The sequence below is a fragment of the Streptomyces atratus genome (assembly GCF_014648655.1).
In the GTDB taxonomy this organism is placed as follows: Bacteria; Actinomycetota; Actinomycetes; order Streptomycetales; family Streptomycetaceae; genus Streptomyces; species Streptomyces atratus.
This window is the reverse complement of the sequence record NZ_BMRN01000003.1, coordinates 343,804-364,976: the sequence shown is the minus strand read 5'-3', so window position 1 is coordinate 364,976 and position 21,173 is coordinate 343,804. Positions and strand designations below refer to the sequence as shown.

Sequence of the window (21,173 nt, the reverse complement as noted above, 5' to 3'; positions counted from 1 at the left end):
CCACGGGTTGGCTAGCGTGCTCGACCGGGCGGCCCGTACCCCCTGAGGCGAACCACGCCGAGCGGGCGCCCGCGCCGAATCCGTCCTGCCCTCGCGGGAGTTCGGAACCGGGGACCCACACGCAGCACCGGGGTGAATCGGTCCTTATCCCCCACTCGGACCGTAGGGCAGCCTTCCGTTCCGCCCGAACCCGACAGCTAACCCGGCAGGCGGTCCACGGAAGGAGATGCCGGCCTTGGCGTCGCATCGCAAACCGCGCACCCGGGTGCGCACCACCACACCGGCCGTAGGGCTCACCACGGCGGCACTGGCGTCCGTGACCCTGCTCTCCGCACAGAGCGCCACGGCCGCCCCCGCCCCGAAGCCCGGCATCGAGGACGTCCAGAAGAAGGTCGACGACCTCTACCGGCAGGCGGGCACCGCGACCCAGCAGTACAACCGGGCGAAGGAAGCCTCCACCACCCAGCGCGCCAAGGTCGACGCCCTGCTGGAGGACGTGGCCGAGCGCGCCGACAAGCTCAACGACGCCCGCAGGACGCTCGGCGCCTACGCGGCCGCGCAGTACCGCACCGGCTCCATCGCGCCGAGCACCACCTTCTTCCTGGCCGACGACCCGCAGTCGTACTTCGACGAGAGCCAGCTGATGAGCCGGATGACCGGTCAGCAGCAGAAGGCAGTCACGGACTTCCGTACGCAGCAGGCCAAGGCGTCGAAGAAGCGTGCCGAAGCGGTACAGAGCCTGGAGACGCTGACCTCGACACAGACCACGCTGCGCACCAGCAAGCGGAACGTCCAGGAGAAGCTGGGCGAGGCACGCGCGATGCTGTCGAAACTGACCGCCGAGGAGAAGGCGCGGCTAGCGGCGCTGGAGCGCAAGAAGGAGGCGGAGGCCAAGCGCAAGGCACAGGAGCTGGCGCGACAGCAGGCCGCCGCCCAGGCGGAGGCGGACCGCAAGGCCGCGGAAGCGGCGAAGGAGACGGGATCCGGCAGCGGTACGGGCACGAGCACCGGAACCGGCTCGGACAGCAGTGCCACCACCAAGGCGGAGAAGGCCCTCGCCTTCGCCGCTGCCCAGATCGGCAAGCCGTACGTGTGGGGCGCGACGGGCCCGTCCTCGTACGACTGCTCCGGGCTCACCCAGGCCGCCTGGAAGGCAGCGGGGGTCGGCATCCCGCGCACCACCTGGGACCAGGTGAAGACAGGCACCCGGATCGCGACGGCCGATCTGCAGCCGGGCGACCTCGTCTTCTTCTACGACGACATCAGCCACGTCGGCATCTACAAGGGCGACGGAATGATGATCCACGCGCCGAAGCCGGGAGCGAACGTGCGCGAGGAGTCGATCTACTACATGCCGATCCACGGCAGCGTGCGGCCGTCGTAGCGGCTCACACCCCTACGCCTTCAGCTGCCGGACGGGCTTGAATTCCACGCGCGTCCGGCAGCGTGGGCGGCACGGGCCGGCTCAGGTCCAGAGCGTGGCGATGAAGATGTTGGCGAGCGTCAGCCCGCCCACCGCCGCGAAGGCGCCCTTGTCGACCTTCTCCTCGTCCCGCTTGACGTAGACGAGCGCGAGGATCACGACCAGGAGCAGCAGCTTGACCCCGATCTTGATGTTGTTCACGTGGTGGCCGTCGGCCTCGTTGAGCCCGACCAGCGCGACACCGGTGACCAGCATCGTCAGTGCGCCGTGCAGCATCGCCGGGACGAACCGGGCCGTGCCCGCGCCCATCGCCTTCATCTGGGTCAGGAAACCGCCCAGCAGAGAGGCGATACCGATGATGTGCAGGGCGACGAAGACATTGATGAGTACGTCCATGGTCCGCAGCCTAGCCCCGGCCATATCACCACTCCGCAGGCAGGTGCGACTTCCTGTTCACTCACAGCTGCACCAATTGCCTGACTCTGGTGCAATTTTTCCGAGCAATCAACGACAACGCCGCGCCAAATTCGGGCAATAGTCGTCATTACGACTCTTCCCCGTGCCCCGGGTTTAGCGTCCCTACCCAGGTGACCGACTTCACGGCCGCTCCGCACCCGGACGGCGAACCGGTCACCCCGCCGAGAGATCCGGCGGCGGGCCGCTCCCCCTGTTGGTGACCCGCCGCCGGACCTCGGGCGGGCCCGCCGGTAGTCCCCGGCGGGCAGTCGCCAGGAAGGACGCACGCCCCCGTGGCAGCGCACCGGAAACCCAAGCAGCGCCCGTACACCGGCTCTGCTGCCCGCACCGCAGCCACCCTCGCCATCGCCGGGGCCGCCACCGCTGCCGCCCTGCCAGGTTCCGCACACGCCGATCCCCAGCTCACCCCCGCCCAGGTCAGGGCGGAGGTGGACCGGCTGTACCACGACGCGGAAGTCGCCACCGAGCAGTACAGCGGCGCGAAGGAGAAGGCGACCGCCGCCGCCGATGCCGTCGACACCCTGCGCGACGAGGCGGCCCGCAGGACCGAGCGCCTCAACGCCTCGCGCAACGCACTGGGTTCCCTCGCCGCCGCGCAGTACCGCACCGGCGGCCTGGACCCGGCCGTACAGCTGGCGCTCTCCTCCGACCCCGACCAGTACCTGGAGCGGGCTTCTTACGTGGACCGGGTCGGCGACCGCCAGGCCGCCGAGGTCGACGGGGTGGAGCGGCAGGTCGCCCGGATCGCCCAGCTGCGCTCGCAGGCCAGGGGAAAGCTGGCCGCGCTGGCATCCCGCCAGGCCGAGCTGAAGAAGCACAAGGCGACGATCAGGACCAAACTGGCCGACGCGCAGCGGCTCCTCGCCACCCTGTCCCCGGCCGAGCGCGCCGCCTACGAGAGCTCGGACAGCGCGCGCTCCGCCGGCCGTACCGACCGCAGCACCGCACGCGGCCCCGTCCAGGCTCCCAACTCCCGTGCCGCCGAGGCCATCGCGTTCGCGTACGGGGCGCTCGGAAAGCCGTACGTCTGGGGCGCGACCGGCCCGTCCTCGTTCGACTGCTCCGGGCTCACCCAGGCCGCCTGGCGCTCCGCCGGTGTCTCGCTCCCCCGGACCACGTACACGCAGATCAGCGCAGGCCGGCACATCTCGCGCTCCGAACTCGCCCCGGGTGACCTGGTGTTCTTCTACTCCGGCGTCAGCCACGTCGGGCTCTACATCGGCAACGGCCAGATGATCCACGCCCCGCGCCCGGGAGCGCCGGTCCGGATCGCACCGATCGACCAGATGCCCTTCGCCGGAGCGACCCGGGTGGCATAGGCTCCCGACTCCGATACGGATCAGCCCGCCGTCGGAACGGCCCGCCATCGCTCAGCCGACCGGAGGACACCCCACATGCCCATGGACGTCGAGGTCCAGGTCCATGCCCGTACGCTCGCCCTGCGCTCCCCCGACCATCTCCGGATCGGCCCCTTCACCGTGCGGTACAACCCCGGCTGGTCGCTCAAGTACGCCAATTACGCGATACCCGACCAGGACGCCGAACCGACGGCCGAGGACCTCGACGCGCTGATCGCGGCGTTCCGCGAGCGTGACCGGATGCCGCGGCTGGAGTATCTGCCGGGCTGGGCGCCCGCCGTCGAACCCGCGCTGCTCGCCGCCGGGTTCACCGTCGAGAACCGGGCACCGGTCATGGCCTGCGCCCCCGCCGATCTGCTGCCGCCGAAGCCGGTGGACTCCCTCGTGATCGCCGAACCGGTCACCGACGCGGAGTTCGGCGCCGCGGCACTCGTCCAGCACCACGGCTACGGCGGTACCGGCGAGCCCGAGGGCGGCGAGGCGGCCTGGCTGCGCGAGGCGGCCGGGGGCGGCGGGGTCGCAGCCCTCGCGACCGTCGACGGCGTCCCGGCGGGCGCGGGCGGCTGCTCGGTCCCGGACGACGGTCTCAGCGAGCTGACCGGCCTCGCCGTCGCCGCCGCGTTCCGCCGTCGCGGCATCGGCGCCGCGCTCTGTGCACACCTGACCACTACCGCCTTCGAGCTGGGCTGCCGGGTGGTGTGGCTGGAGCCGGGCGACGCGGATGTGGAGCGGATCTACGCGGGGATCGGCTACCGCCGGGTCGGCGAGAAGCTGAACATCTCGCTCGGCCCCGACCCTGCGGCCGGCTGACTCAGACCAGCCGCCGCGCCGTCGCCCACCGGGTCAGCTCGTGCCGGTTCGACAGCTGGAGCTTGCGCAGCACCGCCGAGACATGCGACTCGACCGTCTTCACCGAGATGAACAGCTGCTTGGCGATCTCCTTGTACGCATAGCCGCGGGCGATCAGCCGCAGCACCTCGCGCTCGCGCTGCGTGAGCCGGTCCAGGTCCTCGTCGACCGGCGGCGCGTCCGTGGAGGCGAAGGCGTCGAGGACGAAGCCGGCCAGCCGGGGCGAGAACACCGCGTCGCCGTCCTGGACCCGGAAGACCGAGTCGACCAGGTCGGTGCCGGTGATGGTCTTCGTGACATAGCCGCGGGCGCCGCCGCGGATGACGCCGATGACGTCCTCGGCGGCGTCCGAGACGGACAGCGCCAGGAACCGCACCGGGTTCTCGGCGGCGCCCATCAGCGGGGCGCAGCGGCGCAGCACCTCGACGCCGCCGCCGCCGGGCAGATGGACGTCGAGGAGGACGACCTCGGGGCGGGTCGCCGTGATGACGGTGACCGCCTGGTCGACGTCGGCGGCCTCGCCGACCACCTCGACGCCCGTCTCCTCGGTGCGGCCGATCTCGGCCTGGACGCCGGTGCGGAACATCCGGTGGTCGTCGACGAGCACGACCCGTACCCGGCGCTCCGGGCCCCCGATCGCCTCAGTGGTCTTGGTCATCGCTCGCCCTCTCCATCTCCAGCTCGACTTCCGTGCCCCCGCCGGGCACCGAACGCAGCCGTGCCGTACCGCCGTTGCGCTGCATCCGGCCGATGATTGATTCTCGTACGCCCATTCTGTCCCCCGGTACGGAATCCAGATCGAATCCCGGGCCCCGGTCGCGCACCGAGACGAAGACCGTGCGGCCCTCGACCTCGGCGTAGACCTGCACGGCGCCGCCCTCGCCACCGTACTTGGCGGCGTTGACCATCGCCTCGCGTGCGGCCTGCATCTGCGCGGCCAGCTTCTCGTCCAGCGGGCAGTCGCCGACGACGACGACCTCCAGCGGAACGCCGTGCTTGTCCTCGACCTCGGCGGCGGCGCGCTTGACCGCCTCGGCGAGGGTCTCGGGTTCGTCGTCCTCGTCCTTGCCGGTGCCCTCGGGGTTGTACAGCCAGTTGCGCAGTTCGCGCTCCTGGGCGCGGGCCAGTCTGCGGACCTCGCCCGCGTCCTCCGCGTTGCGCTGGATCAGGGTAAGGGTGTGCAGCACCGAGTCATGGACATGGGCGGCGACCTCGGCGCGCTCCTGGGCCCTGATGCGCATCGTGCGTTCCTCGGAGAGGTCCTGGGTCATGCGTACGAGGTAGGGGCCGGCCAGCAGCGCGATGCCGGTGAGGACGGCGATCGCGGCGGTCAGGACGTTGCCGAGCTGGGCCGCGGACCCGCGTACCACCATGAAGACGGCCAGGCCCAGGCCGACCAGGGCGACCCCGGCCAGCCCCCGGGCCAAGTGGAGGACCCGGCGGCGGTTGCCGACTTCCATCCAGCGGGCCCGCCGGGCGTTGTCGGCCTGCCGCCACACCAGTACGGAACCTGCGCCGATCAGCAGCGTGGGCCAGATGTAGCGGTCGGCCTCGCTGCCCATGTCGACGTTGCCGACGAAGATGATGGCGCCGATGAACAGCGCGATGAGGGCGAAGACCTGGCCTCTGTCGGGTTTGCGGAGGCGGCGTCTGCCGTCCGGAGCGGTCTCGAAGACGGAGCGCGGCGCCTCCACACCACCGACACCGAGCGGGACGACGATCCAGAACACGGCGTAGAGCAGAGCGCCGAGGCCGTCCGCGAAGAACAGGCCGAGGAAGACGAACCGCACCCAGGCGACGGGCAGACCGAGATGCCCGGCGAGACCGCGCGCGACGCCGCCGAGCAGCCGTCCGTCGGCGCTGCGGTACAGCTTGCGCAGCGCCGGCTCTTCCGGGTCGGCGTTGAGAGAGCTTGTGGCTCGGGGCGTGGCGGCTGGCATGACCCGATCGTCACATGTCCGTACGGGCGACGGCATCAGGGTCCGCCCCCGACTCGACCCTGAGAGTGCGCGGGGGCGCCTCCCTCAAGGGCCACCGGACCGGTACCTGGTTGTCTCCCCCAGGGGACCGCCGGGCCAATATCAGGGATCGGCCAGGGTCGGTGCGGGTCCCGGACGGGCGCCCGGCCCGTCACCATGGAGCCATGACCGTTCCCCAGGACGCCTCCCCCGGTGTCGCACCGACCGCCGGACCGGGACCGCAGCTGCGGCGCAGCCCGCGGCACAAAGTCATGGCCGGGGTGTGCGGCGGGCTCGGCCGGTACTGCGACGTCGATCCGGTGATCTTCCGGATCGTGCTCGGTGTGCTGTCCGTCACCGGCGGCATCGGGCTGATCTTCTACGGCTTCGCCTGGCTGCTGATCCCTCTGGAGGGTGAGGACGAGAACGAGGCGCGCCGGCTGCTGTCCGGCCGCGTCGAGGGTGCGTCGCTGATCGCGGTGCTGCTCGCGCTGATCGGCTGCGGGCTGTTCCTCTCCATGCTGGGCAACGGCGGCACGCTGGCGTTCTCCGCGATGCTGTCGCTCGCGGTCGTCGGCTTCGCCGTCTGGACGCAGAACCGCAGGACGGCGGCCCCCGAGGACCCGCTGCATCCTGCGACCGCGCAGGCGGTGGCGGACGCGCCGCCCGAGGTGAAGGCTCCGCCGTCGCCGGGCAGCCCGTCGTGGTGGCGGGATCCGATCATCAAGGACGGCACCTCGGGTCCGGTGGGCCCCGGCTATCTGTGGGGTCCGGCCGATGCGGCGCTCGACGGCCGGGCGGTACGCCCCGGGGGGGCGACGCCTCAGGACCCGTTCCGCGCGCCCCCGCAGGAAGCCGGCACCCGGGGCCCGGCCTCGATCGGCGGTCTCGTATTCCTGTTCGCGCTGATCGCGGGCGGTCTGGGCACGGGGCTGAGCTGGGACTCCCAGCCGTTCGGCACGAGTCTGCAGATCGGTCTGGCCGCTGCGCTCGCGGTGTTCGGGCTCGGAATGCTGGTCAGTGCGTTCCTCGGACGGACCGGGTTCGGCACGGTCATGCTGTCGATGATCACGGCGGCCCTGCTGGCGGGTGCGTCCGCGCTGCCGAAGGACATCACCACCCAGTGGGTGCGCGAGGGCTGGCAGCCGGCCTCGGTGGCGGCGGTCCGGCCGCACTACGAACTGGGCTCCGGGGTGGCACGGCTGGACCTCACCGAGATCGCGGTTCCCCGGGGCGAGACCGTCCGTACGGGGGTGAACGTCGGGGCTGGCCGCGCCGTCGTCGTCGTGCCGAAGGCGGTGACGGTGACGGTGGACGCGCGGGCGGGCTTCGGCAACATCACACTGCCGGTCAGCCGGACGGGCGATGCGCCGGACGGCCGGCAGCGCGATGTGGACATGGATCCGTCGCAGCGGGAGCGCAGGACGCTTCCGCCGCCCCCGGGCAGCAAACCGGCCGGCACGGTCGAGCTCACTCTCGAAGTCGGCATCGGACAGGTGGAGGTCACCCGTGCTGCGTCATGAGATCCGTCCGGGGCGGGCGGTGGCGGGCCTGGTCATGCTCGCTCTGGCAGCGGGATACGCGGCGGACGCCGCGGGGGTCTGGAACGCCCCGTGGGTCTTCTTCTTCCCGCTGTTCTTCGGCGGCCTCTGGCTGGCCGCCACCGCGACCTGGGTGAACTACATGATCCGTCGCCGTCGTGACGCGAGAAAGGCGTCCACGGAGAACGCCGCGGCCCCGCCGAGCAGCAGCGGCGACCAGGCCATGAGGTAGGCCAGGTCGTTGCCGAAGTAGTACGGATCGACCTGCCAGCTCACGGTCAGCCACAGGCTCAGCGAGATCAGCGCCCCGCCGAGCGCGGCAAGCCGTGCCCACAGCCCGATGAGGGTGCCGATGCCGACGGCGAGTTCACCGATGGCGATGGCGTACCCGAAGGCGCCGGGGTTCTTCAGCGCGAGATCGACGAGGGCCGGGATCGCGGACGAGTCGCGCACCGCGTGCATCGTCTCGCCGATGGAGCCGGCGCCGCTCGCGCGGAAGAAGGAACTGTCCATCAGTTTGTCGAGCCCGGCGTAGATGAAGGTGACGCCGAGAAAGATCCGCAGCGGCAGCAGGGCATGCTCCCGCGCCAGCTCCTTGAGCCCTCTCGGCTCACCCAGACCGCGTACGGTCGTGCCGTAATTCTGAATGTCCTGCATGTGGCTGCCCCACCTTCCGTAGACGCATCAACAGACCATACGTACGCGGTGGACGCCCGGCTCACCTGGTGGGGCGTCCGGTCGGCGGGTATCCGTCACCCCTGAGCCGGACACGGGTTGCGGCAGTCAGTCCGTCACATCGATCTCGACCCGGTTCGCCTCCACCCCGGCAGCGGTCACGACCTGTACCTCCACCAGCCCCGGTTCCACCTCCACCGGTACCGGCACGGTGAGCACGCTGTCGGTCGGGTTGGCGAAGCCGCCGGTCAACGGGATCAGCGGCACATGCACATGGACCCGGCCGATCCGGACGACCATGCGGGCCAGCCCGTCCGGCGCCCCGGCACCGGGCGGCACGAAGCCCGCACCACGGATCTCGATGTCGTCGCCGGTGCGGATCGGCGCGTCCAGATCCCCGGCCTCCCGGGCCCGGACCACCGAGAGCACCACAGGGCGCCCGCCCTCCGCGTACTTCCCGGCGAAGTACGCGAGCGCCGAGACGGTGACCAGCAGCGCCAGACCCCAGGGCAGGTCGGGCAGCTGCTCGGGCCTGCGGGCGAGGCGGACAGCGGCGAACAGTACGGCGACGGTGCTCACCAGTACGTACTGCACATCCGTGAAGCTGCCCCGCCCTGAGTCGTCGGTGAGCAGATCGGCGGCGCGCGGCCGGTCGGCCCGCAGCTTCTGCAGCCGCCCGGACAGCGCCCGTACGGTCACTACCCGGCGCACGACCACGGCGACGGCGCACACCAGAGCAAGCACGGTCACCACCCCGGCGCCCCTGGCCAGATCCAGTCCCTCGATCAGTTCGTCACGCTCGGCGTGGCCGGAGGCGCCCGCCAGCTGGAGCGCCAGCACGAGTACGGAGAAGACCGCGAGCAGCACCCAGGACGCGGCGACCGCCCGGGAGGTGGAGAGCCGGTTGTCCTCGCCGATCACCGGGGCGAGGAGGCCGCCGCGGGCCCGGTGGACATGGGCGGCGCCGGTGAGCAGGCCCGCGGTGACGAGTCCGGCGACCAGTCCGGCCGTACGGGCGTTGGTCCAGCCCGCACCGATGGCGGTGGTGGCCTCGGCGACGACCAGCACGGCGACGCTCCCCCACACCGCGATCAGGGTGCGCCGCCACACCCGGTACAGCCAGGCGTCGCCCGCCTCCCGGCCCCGTTCGGCGACGGTCCTGGCGGACTGGGTCAGCTCGTCCGAGACCCACTGGCGGGTCGCGGAGGCGGACTGGGCGACCCCGGGCGGCAGCCCCTGACCTGCGGCGAGTTCGTCCCGCTTGGCCAGGAAGGCGGCCACCGCACGCCGGTGGCCCTCGCGCGCCCCGTGCGGGCAGTCGCCGCACGTGCAGCCGCCGCCGTGCATGCTGCTCGCCCTCGCCTCGTCCAACGCCACGGAGAACGCCGCCCTTTCCAGCCCCGGTCCAGCCAACTCGGCTGTGATTGCTGCGAATTGTGCCGCACGGAGGGGCTCGGGCCCGCATCGGGGCGGCCCGTCGGCGCGTATCGTCAGAATGTGCGACTGATCCGGCGCCACAGTGGCTGGTAGTTGATCCAGGCCACCAGGTCGCTGCCCAGCTGCTCACGGGTGGTGACCGCGTCCCGGTGCTCGATCAGCACCGGCTTTCCGGCCGCCCGCGCGGCCAGCTGCACCTGGCAGGAGCGTTCGAGCGCGATGAACCACCAGGCGGCCGCGTCCACCGAGTCGCCGACGGTCAGCAGCCCGTGGTTGCGCAGCACGATCGCCTTGTGGCCGCCGAGCGCGGCGGCGATCCGGCGCCCTTCGTCCTCGTCCACGACGACCCCGGTGTACGCGTCGTACAGGACATGGTCCTCGTAGAAGGCGCAGGATTCCTGGGTGATCGGTTCGATGAGCTCGCCGAGCGCGGACAGGGCCCGTCCGTGCGCGGAGTGGGTGTGCGCGACGGCGACGACGTCCGGGCGGGCCCGGTGCACCTGCGCATGGACGGCGAACGCCGCCTGATTGACATGGTGCCGCCCCTCGACGACCTGCCCTTCCCCGTTGACCAGGATCAGCTCGTCCGGCGCGAGCCCGTCGAAAGGGGCCCCGAAGGGGTTGACCCAGAAGCAGTTGGTGAACTCCGGGTCCCGCGCGGTGATGTGACCGGAGACGCCGTCCTCGTACCCGTACTCCCCGAACAGCCTGAGCGCCCCGGCCAGCCGTTCCTTGCGGTACGCGCGCTCGTCCGCCACCGACTCGTGGACGGGCGGCAACGCGAAGTGGAGCTGGTCCACAGGTATGGGTGTGGGCTCGGGCATGGCGACTCCTCGGGACTCCCAGGGCGTACGGGATCGGAAGTTACCGCCGGTTGCCGCAGGTGGCCAGAGGCATCGGGACTCGATTCGGGCACGGGTGCGGGTCCGGGTACGCGACGATGCCGCCGCCCAGGTGAATGAGCGACGGCATCGGCGTCGACCGGGTGTCAGGCAGGGCCCGTCGGGAAGGTCACTCCCACTCGATGGTGCCCGGCGGCTTGCTCGTCACGTCGAGGACGACGCGGTTGACGTCGGCGACCTCGTTGGTGATGCGGGTCGAGATCCTGGCGAGCGTCTCGTACGGCAGGCGCGACCAGTCGGCCGTCATGGCGTCCTCGGAGGAGACCGGGCGCAGGACGATCGGGTGACCGTAGGTGCGGCCGTCGCCCTGGACGCCGACCGAGCGGACATCGGCGAGCAGGACCACCGGGCACTGCCAGATGTCGCGGTCCAGGCCGGCTGCCGTCAGCTCCTCGCGAGCGATGGCATCGGCCTCGCGGAGCAGGTCGAGCCGCTCCTTGGTGACCTCGCCGACGATACGGATGCCGAGACCCGGGCCGGGGAACGGCTGGCGCTGGACGATCTCCTCCGGCAGGCCGAGCTCCTGGCCGACCATCCGGACCTCGTCCTTGAACAGCTGGCGCAGCGGCTCGACGAGCTGGAACTCGATGTCCTCGGGGAGGCCGCCCACATTGTGGTGCGACTTGATGTTGGCGGTGCCGGTGCCGCCGCCGGACTCGACGACGTCCGGGTAGAGCGTGCCCTGGACGAGGAAGGCGACCTCCTCGCCGTCGGCGGCACCCTCGGCGACGATCTCGGCCTGGGCCTGCTCGAAGACACGGATGAACTCACGGCCGATGATCTTGCGCTTCTGCTCGGGGTCGGAGACCCCGGCCAGCGCGGTCAGGAACCGCTCCTCGGCATCGACGACCTTCAGTTGGACGCCGGTGGAGGCGACGAAGTCCTTCTCCACCTGCTCGCTCTCGTCCTTGCGCATCAGACCGTGGTCGACGTACACGCAGGTCAGCTGCGAGCCGATGGCCTTCTGCACGAGGGCTGCGGCGACTGCGGAGTCCACGCCGCCGGACAGGCCGCAGATGGCGCGCTTGGTACCGACCTGCTCGCGGATCAGCGCGATCTGCTCCTCGACCACATTGGTCGTGGTCCAGGTCGGCTCGATGCCGGCGCCGCGGTAGAGGAAGTGCTCCAGGACCTGCTGGCCGTGCGTGGAGTGCAGGACCTCGGGGTGGTACTGGACGCCGTAGAGCTTCTTCTCGTCGTTCTCGAAGGCGGCGACCGGTACGACGTCCGTGGACGCGGTGACGGTGAAGCCCTCGGGGGCGGCGGAGCAGGCGTCGCCGTGCGACATCCAGACCGACTGCTCGGTGGGGGTGCCCTCGAAGAGCGTGGAGCCGGCCTTGGAGACGGTGAGCGGGGTGCGGCCGTACTCACGGGCACCGTTGTCGTCGACGGTGCCGCCGAGCGTGGTGGCCATCAGCTGGAAGCCGTAGCACATGCCGAAGACCGGAACCCCGGCCTCGAAGATCGCACGGTCGAGAGAGGGTGCGCCCTCCGCGTACACCGAGGAGGGGCCGCCGGACAGGATGATCGCCCGGGGGTTCTTGGCCAGCATCTCGGCCACCGGCATCGTGGACGGGACGATCTCGCTGTAGACCCGGGCCTCACGGACGCGGCGGGCGATGAGCTGGGCGTACTGCGCCCCGAAGTCGACAACGAGGACCACGTCGGTGGCGATGTCGGGGGCGGCGGCGGGGGGTGCTGCTGGCACGGGGCGGCCTTCCGGCGGTGAAAGGGGGTCGGTTTTGTCGATTCTACCGGGGTTGCGGAGGCGGCCGTCGTCACGCCCGGACGGGGCTGCGGGAAGCGCAGGTCCCGGGCCGGGGCCGGGCGGTGTCTCAGCATCCGGGCCCCGTGTTGGCCCGCCCGCACAGGCAGGGCCATACTGAGTTCCATGCGACAGCACACGACCTTCGTCTTTACCTATGGCATCCGGCCCGCCGGCTGCCATGGTCGTGCTGCTTGATCCACTGACAAGCAACGTTCCAGGCGCCCCGGGCCGAAAGGCCCGGGGCGTTCTGACGTTCCGGACCGGTCGGATTCGGGGGCCGCACCCCACGAGGAGTCACCACCATGACCAGCACCGCCCCTGTGCAGAGCAGCACCGCGAAGACCGGCGCTGCGAAGACCACCGCCGAGAAGACCGGCGCGCACACCGATGAGGCCGCCGCGCTGATCGACAACGCGAGGTCCCGCATCGACGCCCTCGACGACCGGATCATCGGACTCGTCCAGGAGCGGATGGCCATCTCCGCGGTCATCCAGGAGGCCCGGATCACCTCCGGCGGCCGCCGGATCAACCTCTCGCGCGAGATGGAGATCCTCGGCCAGTACCGGGACGCGCTCGGCAAGCCCGGCACCTCCCTCGCCATGACGCTGCTCGAGCTCTGCCGCGGCCGGGCCTGACACCCCACGGGCAGGGGGTGTCAGGGCGTATCCCAGTTCGGTCCGACTCTCACCCGTACGGCGCGTGACCGGGTCCGCCGCGACTTCGTTGGTCCCGGTGTCCGTGCCAGCCAGGGGCGGCTTTGGAAAGAAACCACGCGTGGCTCCGCTGGAGCGTGTGGCGTACTGCAGGTACGCCGTGGGACCGCGCCCCAGCGTGCGTGACCGGTCGGCAGGGGACAGCGGCCCGGTCACCCCAAGAACGGCCGGCTCCGGGGACGCCCGGAGCCGGCCGTATCCGGTCGAAACGGTCTGCGCGGGGCGCAGCCGTCCAGCTCGGTGCCGAGGCCGCGTCCAGGTGCTGATCGCGCAGGGCCCCGTGGACCGCCTCCCGGTCCGCGGGGCCCTTGCCCATGCCACCTCTGTTGCCCGGCCCCCGGCCGGACGTCAGCCCCGCTGGGGGCGGCGGCGGGCCGTCGCGTACAGCACGCCGCCCGCTGCGAGTGCGACCGCCGCACCGGCGGCCACCGGCAGCGCGACGGTACCGGTCGATGCCAGGGAGCCGCCGGTGGAACCGGCCGTGGTGGAACCGCCCGTTGCGGCTCCCGCGGTGGTCGAGCCGTTGGACGTGGCGCCGGAGCCGGTGGTCGAGCCGCCGGCGGTGGCCGGGCCGGCCGATCCGGAGCCGGAGCCGGAGGCCCCGCCCGAGGCGGTGGATCCGGAGCCGCCGTCGCCGTCGTCGCTGTTCAGGACCAGCAGCGCGGTGTTGTTGCCCGGCTTCGGGTCGAAGGGCAGCTTCGCGGACTCGGCGAGGCGCGGGGCGCGTACGGTGACCGCGCCGGAGGCTCCCGTCACCACCTTGTCGATCTTCAGATGGAAGCGCAGGGCGAAGTCGGCGCCGTCCCGTACGGCCATGGACGTGTCGCAGACATAGCGGGGCGCTCCGCTCCGGCTCTCGCGGTACTGACCGTCGGCCGTCACACCCCGGCAGTCGGCGGGACTGCCGGTGACCGAGGCGCCCTCGGGAACGGTGAAGTCGACCGTGGCGACGGGTTCGCCGGATCTCAGGTGACCGACCCAGGCCGGGCCCTTGTTGCGGAAGCCGATGGTGGCCGCGACGGTCTCGCCCGCGGCGCCCCGCGCCCGGGCGCCGTAGGCCACGAAGTCGGCGGAGTTCGCGGTGACGAAGTCGGCCTCCTGCTGGTTGTCCCGGGGATCGAGGTCCACGCCTCGGACGGTGACGGCCTCCTTCAGAGTGAGCGCGGCGCCCTTGCCCGCGCCGACGCTCGCCGCCGAACGCTGCGCGCCCTGCCCCGGTACGTCCTCGTCGATGCGGTAGACGAATGTGTCGTGGAAGGCGTGCTCGGTGGCCTTGAGGGAGAGCGGTACGGCGAGCCGGTAGGTCGCCCCCGCTTCGTACGTGCCGGGGACGGAGCAGCGGGCGGTGGTTCCGGCGGGGAAGCCCCGGCCTGCTTCGCCCTCGCTGTACTCGCAGTTCGCGTAGCGCTCGACGAAGTCCAGACCGCGCGTGTACATCAGGGTGAGCAGGACGCCGTCGGCCGCCCGGGTGCCGTTGTTGGTGAAGGCGACGGGGACCGGCTGGGTCTCGCCGGGCTTCAGATCCTGCTTCAGCGGGAGCCGCTCCATCACCAGGTCGGGGCCACCGATGACTGCCTCGGTGGAGAAGGCGGTGAACGTCGCCCCGTCCGCCTTGCCGGTGGCCCTGATGGTGCCCGAGTCGCCGATGCGGCTGCCCTCGGCGGCGGAGAGCTCGAGTTCGGCGAGCGCGCTCCGGCCGGGCCCGAGGCCGTAGCCGCGGCAGACGGCCGTGGGGCCGGTGACCTCACAGTCCGCGCCGCCGCTCTCGCCGAAGGCAGCATCGGCGATGCCCGCGATCCCGGTCAGATCGAAGGTCACGGTGAAGTCCCCGTCGAAGGTGCCGGGCTCTCCGTTCCGCGACGGGTTGTCGACCGTGATCCCGACCGTCGACTTCCGCGGTGAACCGCTCGCCCGGTAGGGGTGCAGGGCTGTTGCGGCGGGGCCGCCGATCACCAGCTCCGGACCGGCGGCCTGCGCGGGGGTGCCGAGGGCGAGCGAGCCGGCGGCCAGCAGAACGACGGCGGCGAAACCGCCGGCGGCTCGGCGCAGCACGGCTCGCGGGGAAATGGTTCTCATCGCGGACTCTCTGAGGTCGGTGGGGCGGTGCGACCGCTGTGACAGCGATACGAGTTCGACCGCGTGGCCCGGTGAAGAGTTGCGCGGCCTCAGGTCACGGATTGAGCACGGAGAGAAACGTGAGTGGCGTCACATAAGGGTTCTGTGAGCATCCGGACAACCATTGCGGCGGGCCACGGGTCAACCATGCGGAACCACCGGCCCCGCCCGTGCCCCGGCACGGCAGGCCCGTCCCGACAGCCGTACTGCTCACAGCGGTACGCCGGACTTCTGAGGTCACATGAAGCTTCGCCGCGCCATGGCGCTCACCGCCGCCACGGCAGTGAGCGCCTGTGCCGCGGTCCTGGCTGCCCGGGCCGCGAAGCCGGCCGGCAACCCGACGGGCCTGGTCCCCGGCAGCCTCGCGGAGACGGGTTCGGCCTCCGCGGTGCCGGTGTTCGCCGCGGCGGGCGGCGCGGCCGCAGTACTCGGCGCAGGCGCGATGTTCATCGTGCGGCGCCGCAGGAGCGGTGACACCGGCGCGTAAGGCGTCTGGTCACCGTAAGCGCGGAGGGGCTGCACTCGGAGGGGGGTGCAGCCCCTTCTGCTGTTCCGGTTCGCTGTGGCGGCTACGACTTCTTCTTCGGCGGGACGGCCGGCAGCCCGAGGAACGGCAGTTTCAGCGCACCGAAGGCCTCCTTCGGGACCGCCGGTGCCCGCGGCTCGACCGCGGCCAGCCGTTCGTACGCCTCGCCCTGCTCCGGGCGCGGGTCCGCCTCGCCCTTGTTGGGCCAGAAGGACATCGCGCGCTCGGCCTGTGCGGTGATGGTGAGCGACGGGTTGACGCCGAGGTTCGCGGAGACCGCCGAACCGTCGACCACCGAGATGCCGGGGTGTCCGTAGAGCCGGTGGTACGGATCGATCACCCCCTCCTCGGCGCTCGCACCGATGGGGCAGCCGCCGAGGAAGTGTGCCGTGAGCGGGGTGCCCATCAGCTCGCCGACGTTCGAGCCGGCGAAGCCGTTGATCTCGTCGGCGAGCAGTGAGGCGCTGCGCGTCGCCTCCTCGATCTGCGTCGGGTTGGGCGCGCCGTGCCCCTGCCGGGCGGTGAGCAGGCCCTTACCCATGCCGCCCGGCTTGCGATACGTCGTCAGGGAGTTGTCCAGCGACTGCATGACGAGGCCGATGATGGTCCGCTCCGACCAGCGGCGGTTGGAGAGCGACCGCACGGCGAGCGTCGGGTGCTTGGCCATGTTGCCGAGCCAGCTCAGCACCCGGCGACTGCCGTACGGCACCTGGAGAATCGACATCGCGCCCATCGCGTTGGAGCCCTTGCCGTAGCGGACCGGCTCGATGTGGGTGTTCTCGTCTGGGTGGATCGAGGAGGTGATCGCGACGCCCCGGGTGAAGTCGGCCTTCGGGGTGCCGTGCTTCCTGCGGTAGCGCCGGTCGCTGGTCTGCGAGCCGACGAGCGCCTCGGAGTTGGTACGGGTCAGCTCGCCGAGCCGGTCCGAGAGCCGGGGCAGCAGCCCCCGGTCCTTCATGGTGTGCAGCAGGGTCTGCGTTCCGTACGTGCCTGCCGCGACGACCACCTTGCGGGCGCGCAGCCGCTCGGGCTCTGCCTTCTTGCGGCGGTCGGTCGGGACGGTGGTGACGTGGTAGCCGCCCTCCGGGTCGTCCGTGATCGCGACGACGGAGGTCATCGGACGGATGACGGCTCCGGCCTTCTCGGCGAGGTGGAGGTAGTTCTCGTTGAGGGTGTTCTTCGCGCCGTGGCGGCAGCCCGTCATGCATTCGCCGCACTCGGTGCACGCCTTGCGGGTGGGGCCCGCACCCCCGAAGTACGGGTCGGCGACCGTCTCACCGGGCTTCGCCCTCGCCGTACCGTCGGCGTCCTTGCCGTCACCGAAGAAGACGCCGACCGGGGCGGGATGGAAGGTGTCGCCGACGCCCATGGCCTGCGCGGCCGCCTTCAGATGGACGTCGGAGGGGGTCATCGTCGGATTGAGCCGGACCCCGAGCATCCGTTCGGCCTGGTCGTAGTACGGCTTCAGCTCGTCCTGCCAGTCGGTGATGGACGCCCACTGGCGGTCTTCGAAGAACGGCGCCGGGGGTACGTACAGCGTGTTGGCGTAGTTGAGCGAGCCCCCGCCGACGCCCGCACCGGCCAGCACCATCACCTTGCCGAGCAGATGCACGCGCTGGATGCCGTAGAGCCCGAGCGCGGGGGCCCACAAGTAGTTCTTGATGTCCCAGGAGTTCTTGGGGAGGGTGCCGGGGCCGAAGCGGCGGCCCGCCTCCAGGACGCCGACCCGGTATCCCTTCTCGGTCAGCCGCAGGGCCGCCACCGCACCGCCGAAGCCCGAGCCGACGACCAGGACGTCGTAGTCGTACGCCACGTCGTCATCTGTCCCACCGGCCGGTCCGGCCTGATTCTGGGCAGGACTGTCCTGGGACATGGCTCTCCTCGGTACGAAAAGGACAGAACGTGCTGCGGTGTTACGGGGTCAGCGCAGGCGGAACGCCTTCATCGCCCTCAGGCTGCGGGTCATGAACGCCGCGTACTTCTCGTCGTCCATGCCGAAGGACGGGGCGATCGGGATCAGCCGCTGCTGGGCGACGGTCTGGGCCTCGGTGTACTTGAGGATGCCCTCGGATCCGTGCCGCCGGCCGAGACCGGAGTCCTTCATGCCGCCCATCGGGGACTGCACGCTGCCGTACGCGGGGGCGTATCCCTCGTTGATGTTGACCGTGCCGGTCCGCAGCCGGGCGGCGACCTGGTGGCCGCGCTTCGAGTCCTTGGTCCAGACGCTCGAATTCAGGCCGTACGGGGTGGCGTTGGCGAGGGCGACGACCTCGTCCTCGTCGGTGAAGCGGTAGATGGAGACGACCGGGCCGAAGGTCTCCTCGTTGCAGACGGCCATCGGCGCCTCGACGCCGTCGAGGATGGTCGGCTCGTAGAAGAGCGGGCCGATGTCGGGACGGGCGACCCCGCCCGCGACGAGCTCGGCACCCTTCTCGACGGCCTCCGCGACATGCCGGGTGACGGTCTCCAGCTGGCGCTCGCCGACCAGGGAGCCCATGTCGGCGCCGTAGGCGAGGGAGTTGCCGAGCCGCATGGCCTTCGTGCGGGCGGCGAAGCGGGCCACGAAGTCGTCGGCGACCGACTCGTGGACGTACAGCCGCTCGATGGAGATGCAGAGCTGACCGGCCGAGGAGAAGCAGGCGCGGACGGCGCCCGCGGCGGCCTTCTCCACATCGGCGTCCTTGAGGACCAGCATGGCGTTCTTGCCGCCGAGCTCCAGCGAGACGCCGACCAGACGGGCGGCGGCGCCCTGCGCGACCTCGCGGCCGGTGCGGGTGGAACCGGTGAACGAGACGTAGTCGGCGTGCTTGACGACCTCGGGGCCGACGACCGGTCCGTCGCCGAGGACCACCTGGAAGACCTCGGCGGGCAGCCCGGCCTCGATCAGCAGGTCCCGGGCCCACAGCGCGGTCAGCGCGGTCTCCGTGTCGGGCTTCATCACGACGGCGTTGCCGGAGACGAACGCGGGCAGCGCGTCGCCGACGGACAGCTCCAACGGGTAGTTCCACGGCGCGATCTGACCGATGACACCGCGCGGCTGACGCAGCTCGGTGACCTTGGTGAGGGTCGGTACGACTCCGGCGTGCCGCTTCGGCTTCAGATACGAGCCGGCCCTGCGCCCGTAGTGGCGGGCCGCGACGGCGACGGCCTGCACCTCCTCGTGGGCGTGCAGCCGGGCCTTGCCGGTCTCCAGCTGGATGAGGTCGAGGACCTCCGCCTGCCGCTGGAGCACGAGGTCGTGGAAGCGGAGGAGGACGGCCGCCCTGGCGCGGACGGAGGTCGCGGCCCAGGCCGGCTGGGCGGCACGGGCCCGCTCGAAGGCCTTCGCCACGTCCTCGGGCGTGGACTCGGGCAGATCGGCCAGCTTCTCCCCGGTGAAGGGGGTGTGGTTGGCCGTACGGCCGGAGCCGACCACACCACGGGTCAGCTGGGCGATCACCTCGGGTGTCACCACATCGGCTGCGGTGCGCGCGCCCGCGGGGGCGGGGGCCACGGGGTTGGTGCCGACCGGGGCTGCGGAGGTGGACGTGGAGGCCTGCGAGTCCGTCATGAGGGCGAGAGTACGTCCAGCCGAACACTTTGGGTACCCGTGAGTAACGGGTTTTCACAGTCCCCACAAACAAGCCAGTGATCACTGGCAACAAAGCCCCTGATCAGGACCCCTGTGGCCGCCGGCGCGGTCCGGCAGCCTCAGTCGGAGCTGCCGGGCGCACGCCATCCGCGCAGTATCGTGTCGAACTGTTCCCGGGTCGTGTCCCAGTCCGAAGCCGGACCCGTCATGTACATCGCGTACTCCGGGCCGCCGTCCTCCCCGAAGTACATCTGGTCGATCGCGTGACGCGGCCCCGGATGGTCCTTGGTCTCGGTCCAGGTGAACTCCCAGAGCGAGCCCGCCCGGTCGCGGTACGTGTTGGAGTGCAGGGTCTTGCGCTCGTACCCGGGCAGCCGCTTGGCCAGCTGCTTCTCCAGGTTCAGCATGTGCATGTAGGGGTTCTCGAAGTCGGGCGCCGGGTCGATGCTGATCCGGATGTAATGCAGACCGTTGTCCGGGGTGTAGTCGATCTGGTTGCCGTCCGCCCGGCGCTCCCAGCCGACGGGCACGATCAGGCTGAAGCCCTCGGGGTCGTCCACCCGGTGCCAGCCGTCGGGTACGCCGTTCCCCGAGGGATCGGGCTTCGGTGCGGGCGAATTGCCGGGCTTCCTGGGGGCCGTGGGGGTCCCGCTCGCGTGCGTGCCCGTGCTGCTCCGTTCGGCGGCGCTGTCCGCACGGTCCCCGTACTTCATCGCGGCGAGCCCCGCGCCACCGCCAAGCAGCGCGGCTGCGGCGATGACCAGCACCGCCGTACGCCACCGGCCCCGGCTGCGCCGGGTCACCGGGGGCGGCAACGGGGCGGTGGAAACGGCCACGGGGTGGGGCAGCCGATCCGCACCCGCCCCCGACGTGCCGTCCGGGCCCAGCGAACGCAGAACCTCGTCCGGGACGCGCTGCGTCGGTACGTACGCCTGAGCGGCTCGGGGCTCGCGGCCCTCCATGGCCTCCAGCAGCATCCGCTCCGCCTCCGCCGCCGAAGGCCGGTCCTCGGGGTCCTTGCGGAGCAGCGCGGTGATCACGGAGGCCAGCGGGCCCGCCCGCCCGGGCGGCGGCGGTTCCTCGGTGACGACGGCCTGCATGGTGGAGATCGGGGACGTACGGCGGAACGGCGAGCGCCCCTCGACCGCGGTGTAGAGCGTGGCGCCGAGGGACCACAGGTCGGAGGCGGGGCCCGGATCGCCGCCGCGTACCCGCTCGGGCGCCAGATAGTCGATGGAGCCGACCAGTTCACCGGTCCTGGTGATGGTCGAGTCGCCCTCTATCGCCGCGATCCCGAAGTCGGTGAGCAGCACCTGGCCGTCCTTGGCCAGAAGGACGTTGCCGGGCTTCACGTCCCGGTGCAGGACCCCCGCACCGTGTGCGGCGCGCAGGGCGCCCAGCACATGGAGGCCGATCCTGGCGGCCTCGCGCGGCTCGATCTCGCCGGACTCCTTGGCCGCGTCGGCGAGTGACGGACCGTCGACGTACTGCATGACGATCCAGGGCCGGTCGTCGTACTCGATCACGTCATGGACGGTGACCACGCCCGGGTGTGTGATCCGGGCGGCCGCGCGGGCCTCCTTCTGCGTGCGGGCGTGCAGCACGATCCGGTCGGCCTCGGCGACGTACAGCCCGGCGGTCAGCTCCTTGACCGCGACCGTGCGGTGCAGCACCTCGTCGTGGGCGCGCCAGACCTTGCCCATGCCGCCGCGCCCGAGGACTTCGCCGAGCCGGTATCTCCCGGCCAGTACCAGTCCCGCGTCCGTGCCCTGTGATCGATCCACGTATCCCCGCCCCGTTCCTTCGGAGGCCAGATTACGGAGGGGATGCAGGCCACGGAACCTCGCCTCCCCCAAGAGA

17 protein-coding genes and 1 riboswitch are annotated in these 21,173 nt (G+C 71.4%); of the genes, 6 read left to right on the top strand and 11 right to left on the bottom strand.

The features are described from left to right. The first annotated feature begins 62 nt into the window (after window positions 1–62). Window positions 63–228: riboswitch (cyclic di-AMP (ydaO/yuaA leader) on the top strand. After that, window positions 227–1,384 carry a C40 family peptidase gene (locus IEZ15_RS07345; protein ID WP_189275133.1) on the top strand — a complete coding sequence of 386 codons (1,158 nt, stop codon included), beginning with the start codon at window positions 227–229 and terminating at the stop codon, window positions 1,382–1,384. It overlaps the preceding riboswitch by 2 nt. 81 nt (window positions 1,385–1,465) lie before the next feature. Here the strand turns inward: IEZ15_RS07345 and IEZ15_RS07340 are convergent, their stop codons facing one another. Next, on the bottom strand, window positions 1,466–1,819 hold the full coding sequence (locus IEZ15_RS07340) for a hypothetical protein (RefSeq protein WP_114246172.1): 354 nt from the start codon (window positions 1,817–1,819) through the stop codon (window positions 1,466–1,468). Window positions 1,820–2,172: 353 nt separating this feature from the next. Here IEZ15_RS07340 and IEZ15_RS07335 point away from each other — a divergent pair, with 353 nt between their 5' ends. Both IEZ15_RS07335 and IEZ15_RS07330 read left to right on the top strand, forming a co-directional pair. Then, entirely contained in the window at window positions 2,173–3,219 is a 1,047-nt protein-coding gene (locus tag IEZ15_RS07335; RefSeq protein ID WP_189275131.1) for a C40 family peptidase, read from the top strand. Between the two features lie 75 nt (window positions 3,220–3,294). After that, window positions 3,295–4,068, top strand: a complete 774-nt coding sequence (locus IEZ15_RS07330) for a GNAT family N-acetyltransferase (RefSeq protein ID WP_189275129.1) — start codon at window positions 3,295–3,297, stop codon at window positions 4,066–4,068. Window position 4,069: 1 nt separating this feature from the next. Here the strand turns inward: IEZ15_RS07330 and IEZ15_RS07325 are convergent, their stop codons facing one another. Further along, window positions 4,070–4,765 carry a LuxR C-terminal-related transcriptional regulator gene (locus IEZ15_RS07325; protein WP_114246169.1) on the bottom strand — a complete coding sequence of 232 codons (696 nt, stop codon included), beginning with the start codon at window positions 4,763–4,765 and terminating at the stop codon, window positions 4,070–4,072. Further along, window positions 4,749–6,047, bottom strand: a complete 1,299-nt coding sequence (locus IEZ15_RS07320) for an ATP-binding protein (protein ID WP_189275127.1) — start codon at window positions 6,045–6,047, stop codon at window positions 4,749–4,751. The genes IEZ15_RS07325 and IEZ15_RS07320 overlap by 17 nt, the downstream gene beginning before the upstream one ends. Window positions 6,048–6,250: 203 nt before the next feature. Between IEZ15_RS07320 and IEZ15_RS07315 the strand changes: the two genes are divergently transcribed. Continuing rightward, a complete protein-coding gene (locus IEZ15_RS07315) occupies window positions 6,251–7,588 on the top strand; it encodes a PspC domain-containing protein (protein WP_189275125.1) in 1,338 nt (445 codons plus the stop codon). 156 nt (window positions 7,589–7,744) lie between these two features. On the opposite strand, the gene IEZ15_RS07310 is transcribed toward IEZ15_RS07315, so the two are convergent. From IEZ15_RS07310 to guaA, 4 genes are all read right to left on the bottom strand, one after another. Further along, window positions 7,745–8,263 (bottom strand): DoxX family protein, encoded by a 519-nt coding sequence (locus tag IEZ15_RS07310; protein ID WP_189275123.1) that lies wholly within the window; start codon window positions 8,261–8,263, stop codon window positions 7,745–7,747. Between the two features lie 126 nt (window positions 8,264–8,389). Further along, complete coding sequence (locus IEZ15_RS07305) at window positions 8,390–9,658, bottom strand: hypothetical protein (RefSeq protein ID WP_189275376.1); 1,269 nt, start codon at window positions 9,656–9,658, stop codon at window positions 8,390–8,392. Window positions 9,659–9,771: 113 nt separating this feature from the next. After that, the gene (locus IEZ15_RS07300; protein ID WP_189275121.1) at window positions 9,772–10,542 is read right to left on the bottom strand and encodes a class II aldolase/adducin family protein; all 771 of its coding nucleotides are present in this window, start codon (window positions 10,540–10,542) and stop codon (window positions 9,772–9,774) included. 187 nt (window positions 10,543–10,729) lie between these two features. Beyond that, the gene (guaA, locus tag IEZ15_RS07295) at window positions 10,730–12,328 is read right to left on the bottom strand and encodes a glutamine-hydrolyzing GMP synthase (RefSeq protein ID WP_114246163.1); all 1,599 of its coding nucleotides are present in this window, start codon (window positions 12,326–12,328) and stop codon (window positions 10,730–10,732) included. Window positions 12,329–12,690: 362 nt separating this feature from the next. Between guaA and IEZ15_RS07290 the strand changes: the two genes are divergently transcribed. After that, window positions 12,691–13,023: a chorismate mutase gene (locus IEZ15_RS07290; RefSeq protein ID WP_114246162.1), complete on the top strand. Its 333-nt coding sequence runs from the start codon at window positions 12,691–12,693 to the stop codon at window positions 13,021–13,023. A gap of 426 nt (window positions 13,024–13,449) precedes the next feature. Here IEZ15_RS07290 and IEZ15_RS07285 read toward each other — a convergent pair whose 3' ends face one another. Continuing rightward, a complete protein-coding gene (locus IEZ15_RS07285) occupies window positions 13,450–15,177 on the bottom strand; it encodes a COG1361 family protein (RefSeq protein WP_189275119.1) in 1,728 nt (575 codons plus the stop codon). Window positions 15,178–15,457: 280 nt separating this feature from the next. Between IEZ15_RS07285 and IEZ15_RS46690 the strand changes: the two genes are divergently transcribed. Further along, window positions 15,458–15,703, top strand: a complete 246-nt coding sequence (locus IEZ15_RS46690) for an LAETG motif-containing sortase-dependent surface protein (protein ID WP_189275117.1) — start codon at window positions 15,458–15,460, stop codon at window positions 15,701–15,703. A gap of 82 nt (window positions 15,704–15,785) precedes the next feature. On the opposite strand, the gene IEZ15_RS07275 is transcribed toward IEZ15_RS46690, so the two are convergent. From IEZ15_RS07275 to IEZ15_RS07265, 3 genes are all read right to left on the bottom strand, one after another. Further along, complete coding sequence (locus IEZ15_RS07275) at window positions 15,786–17,615, bottom strand: GMC family oxidoreductase N-terminal domain-containing protein (protein ID WP_189275115.1); 1,830 nt, start codon at window positions 17,613–17,615, stop codon at window positions 15,786–15,788. A gap of 48 nt (window positions 17,616–17,663) precedes the next feature. Next, the gene (locus tag IEZ15_RS07270; protein WP_189275113.1) at window positions 17,664–19,292 is read right to left on the bottom strand and encodes a succinic semialdehyde dehydrogenase; all 1,629 of its coding nucleotides are present in this window, start codon (window positions 19,290–19,292) and stop codon (window positions 17,664–17,666) included. 140 nt (window positions 19,293–19,432) lie between these two features. After that, a complete protein-coding gene (locus tag IEZ15_RS07265; protein ID WP_189275111.1) occupies window positions 19,433–21,097 on the bottom strand; it encodes a serine/threonine-protein kinase in 1,665 nt (554 codons plus the stop codon). Window positions 21,098–21,173 lie beyond the last annotated feature (76 nt).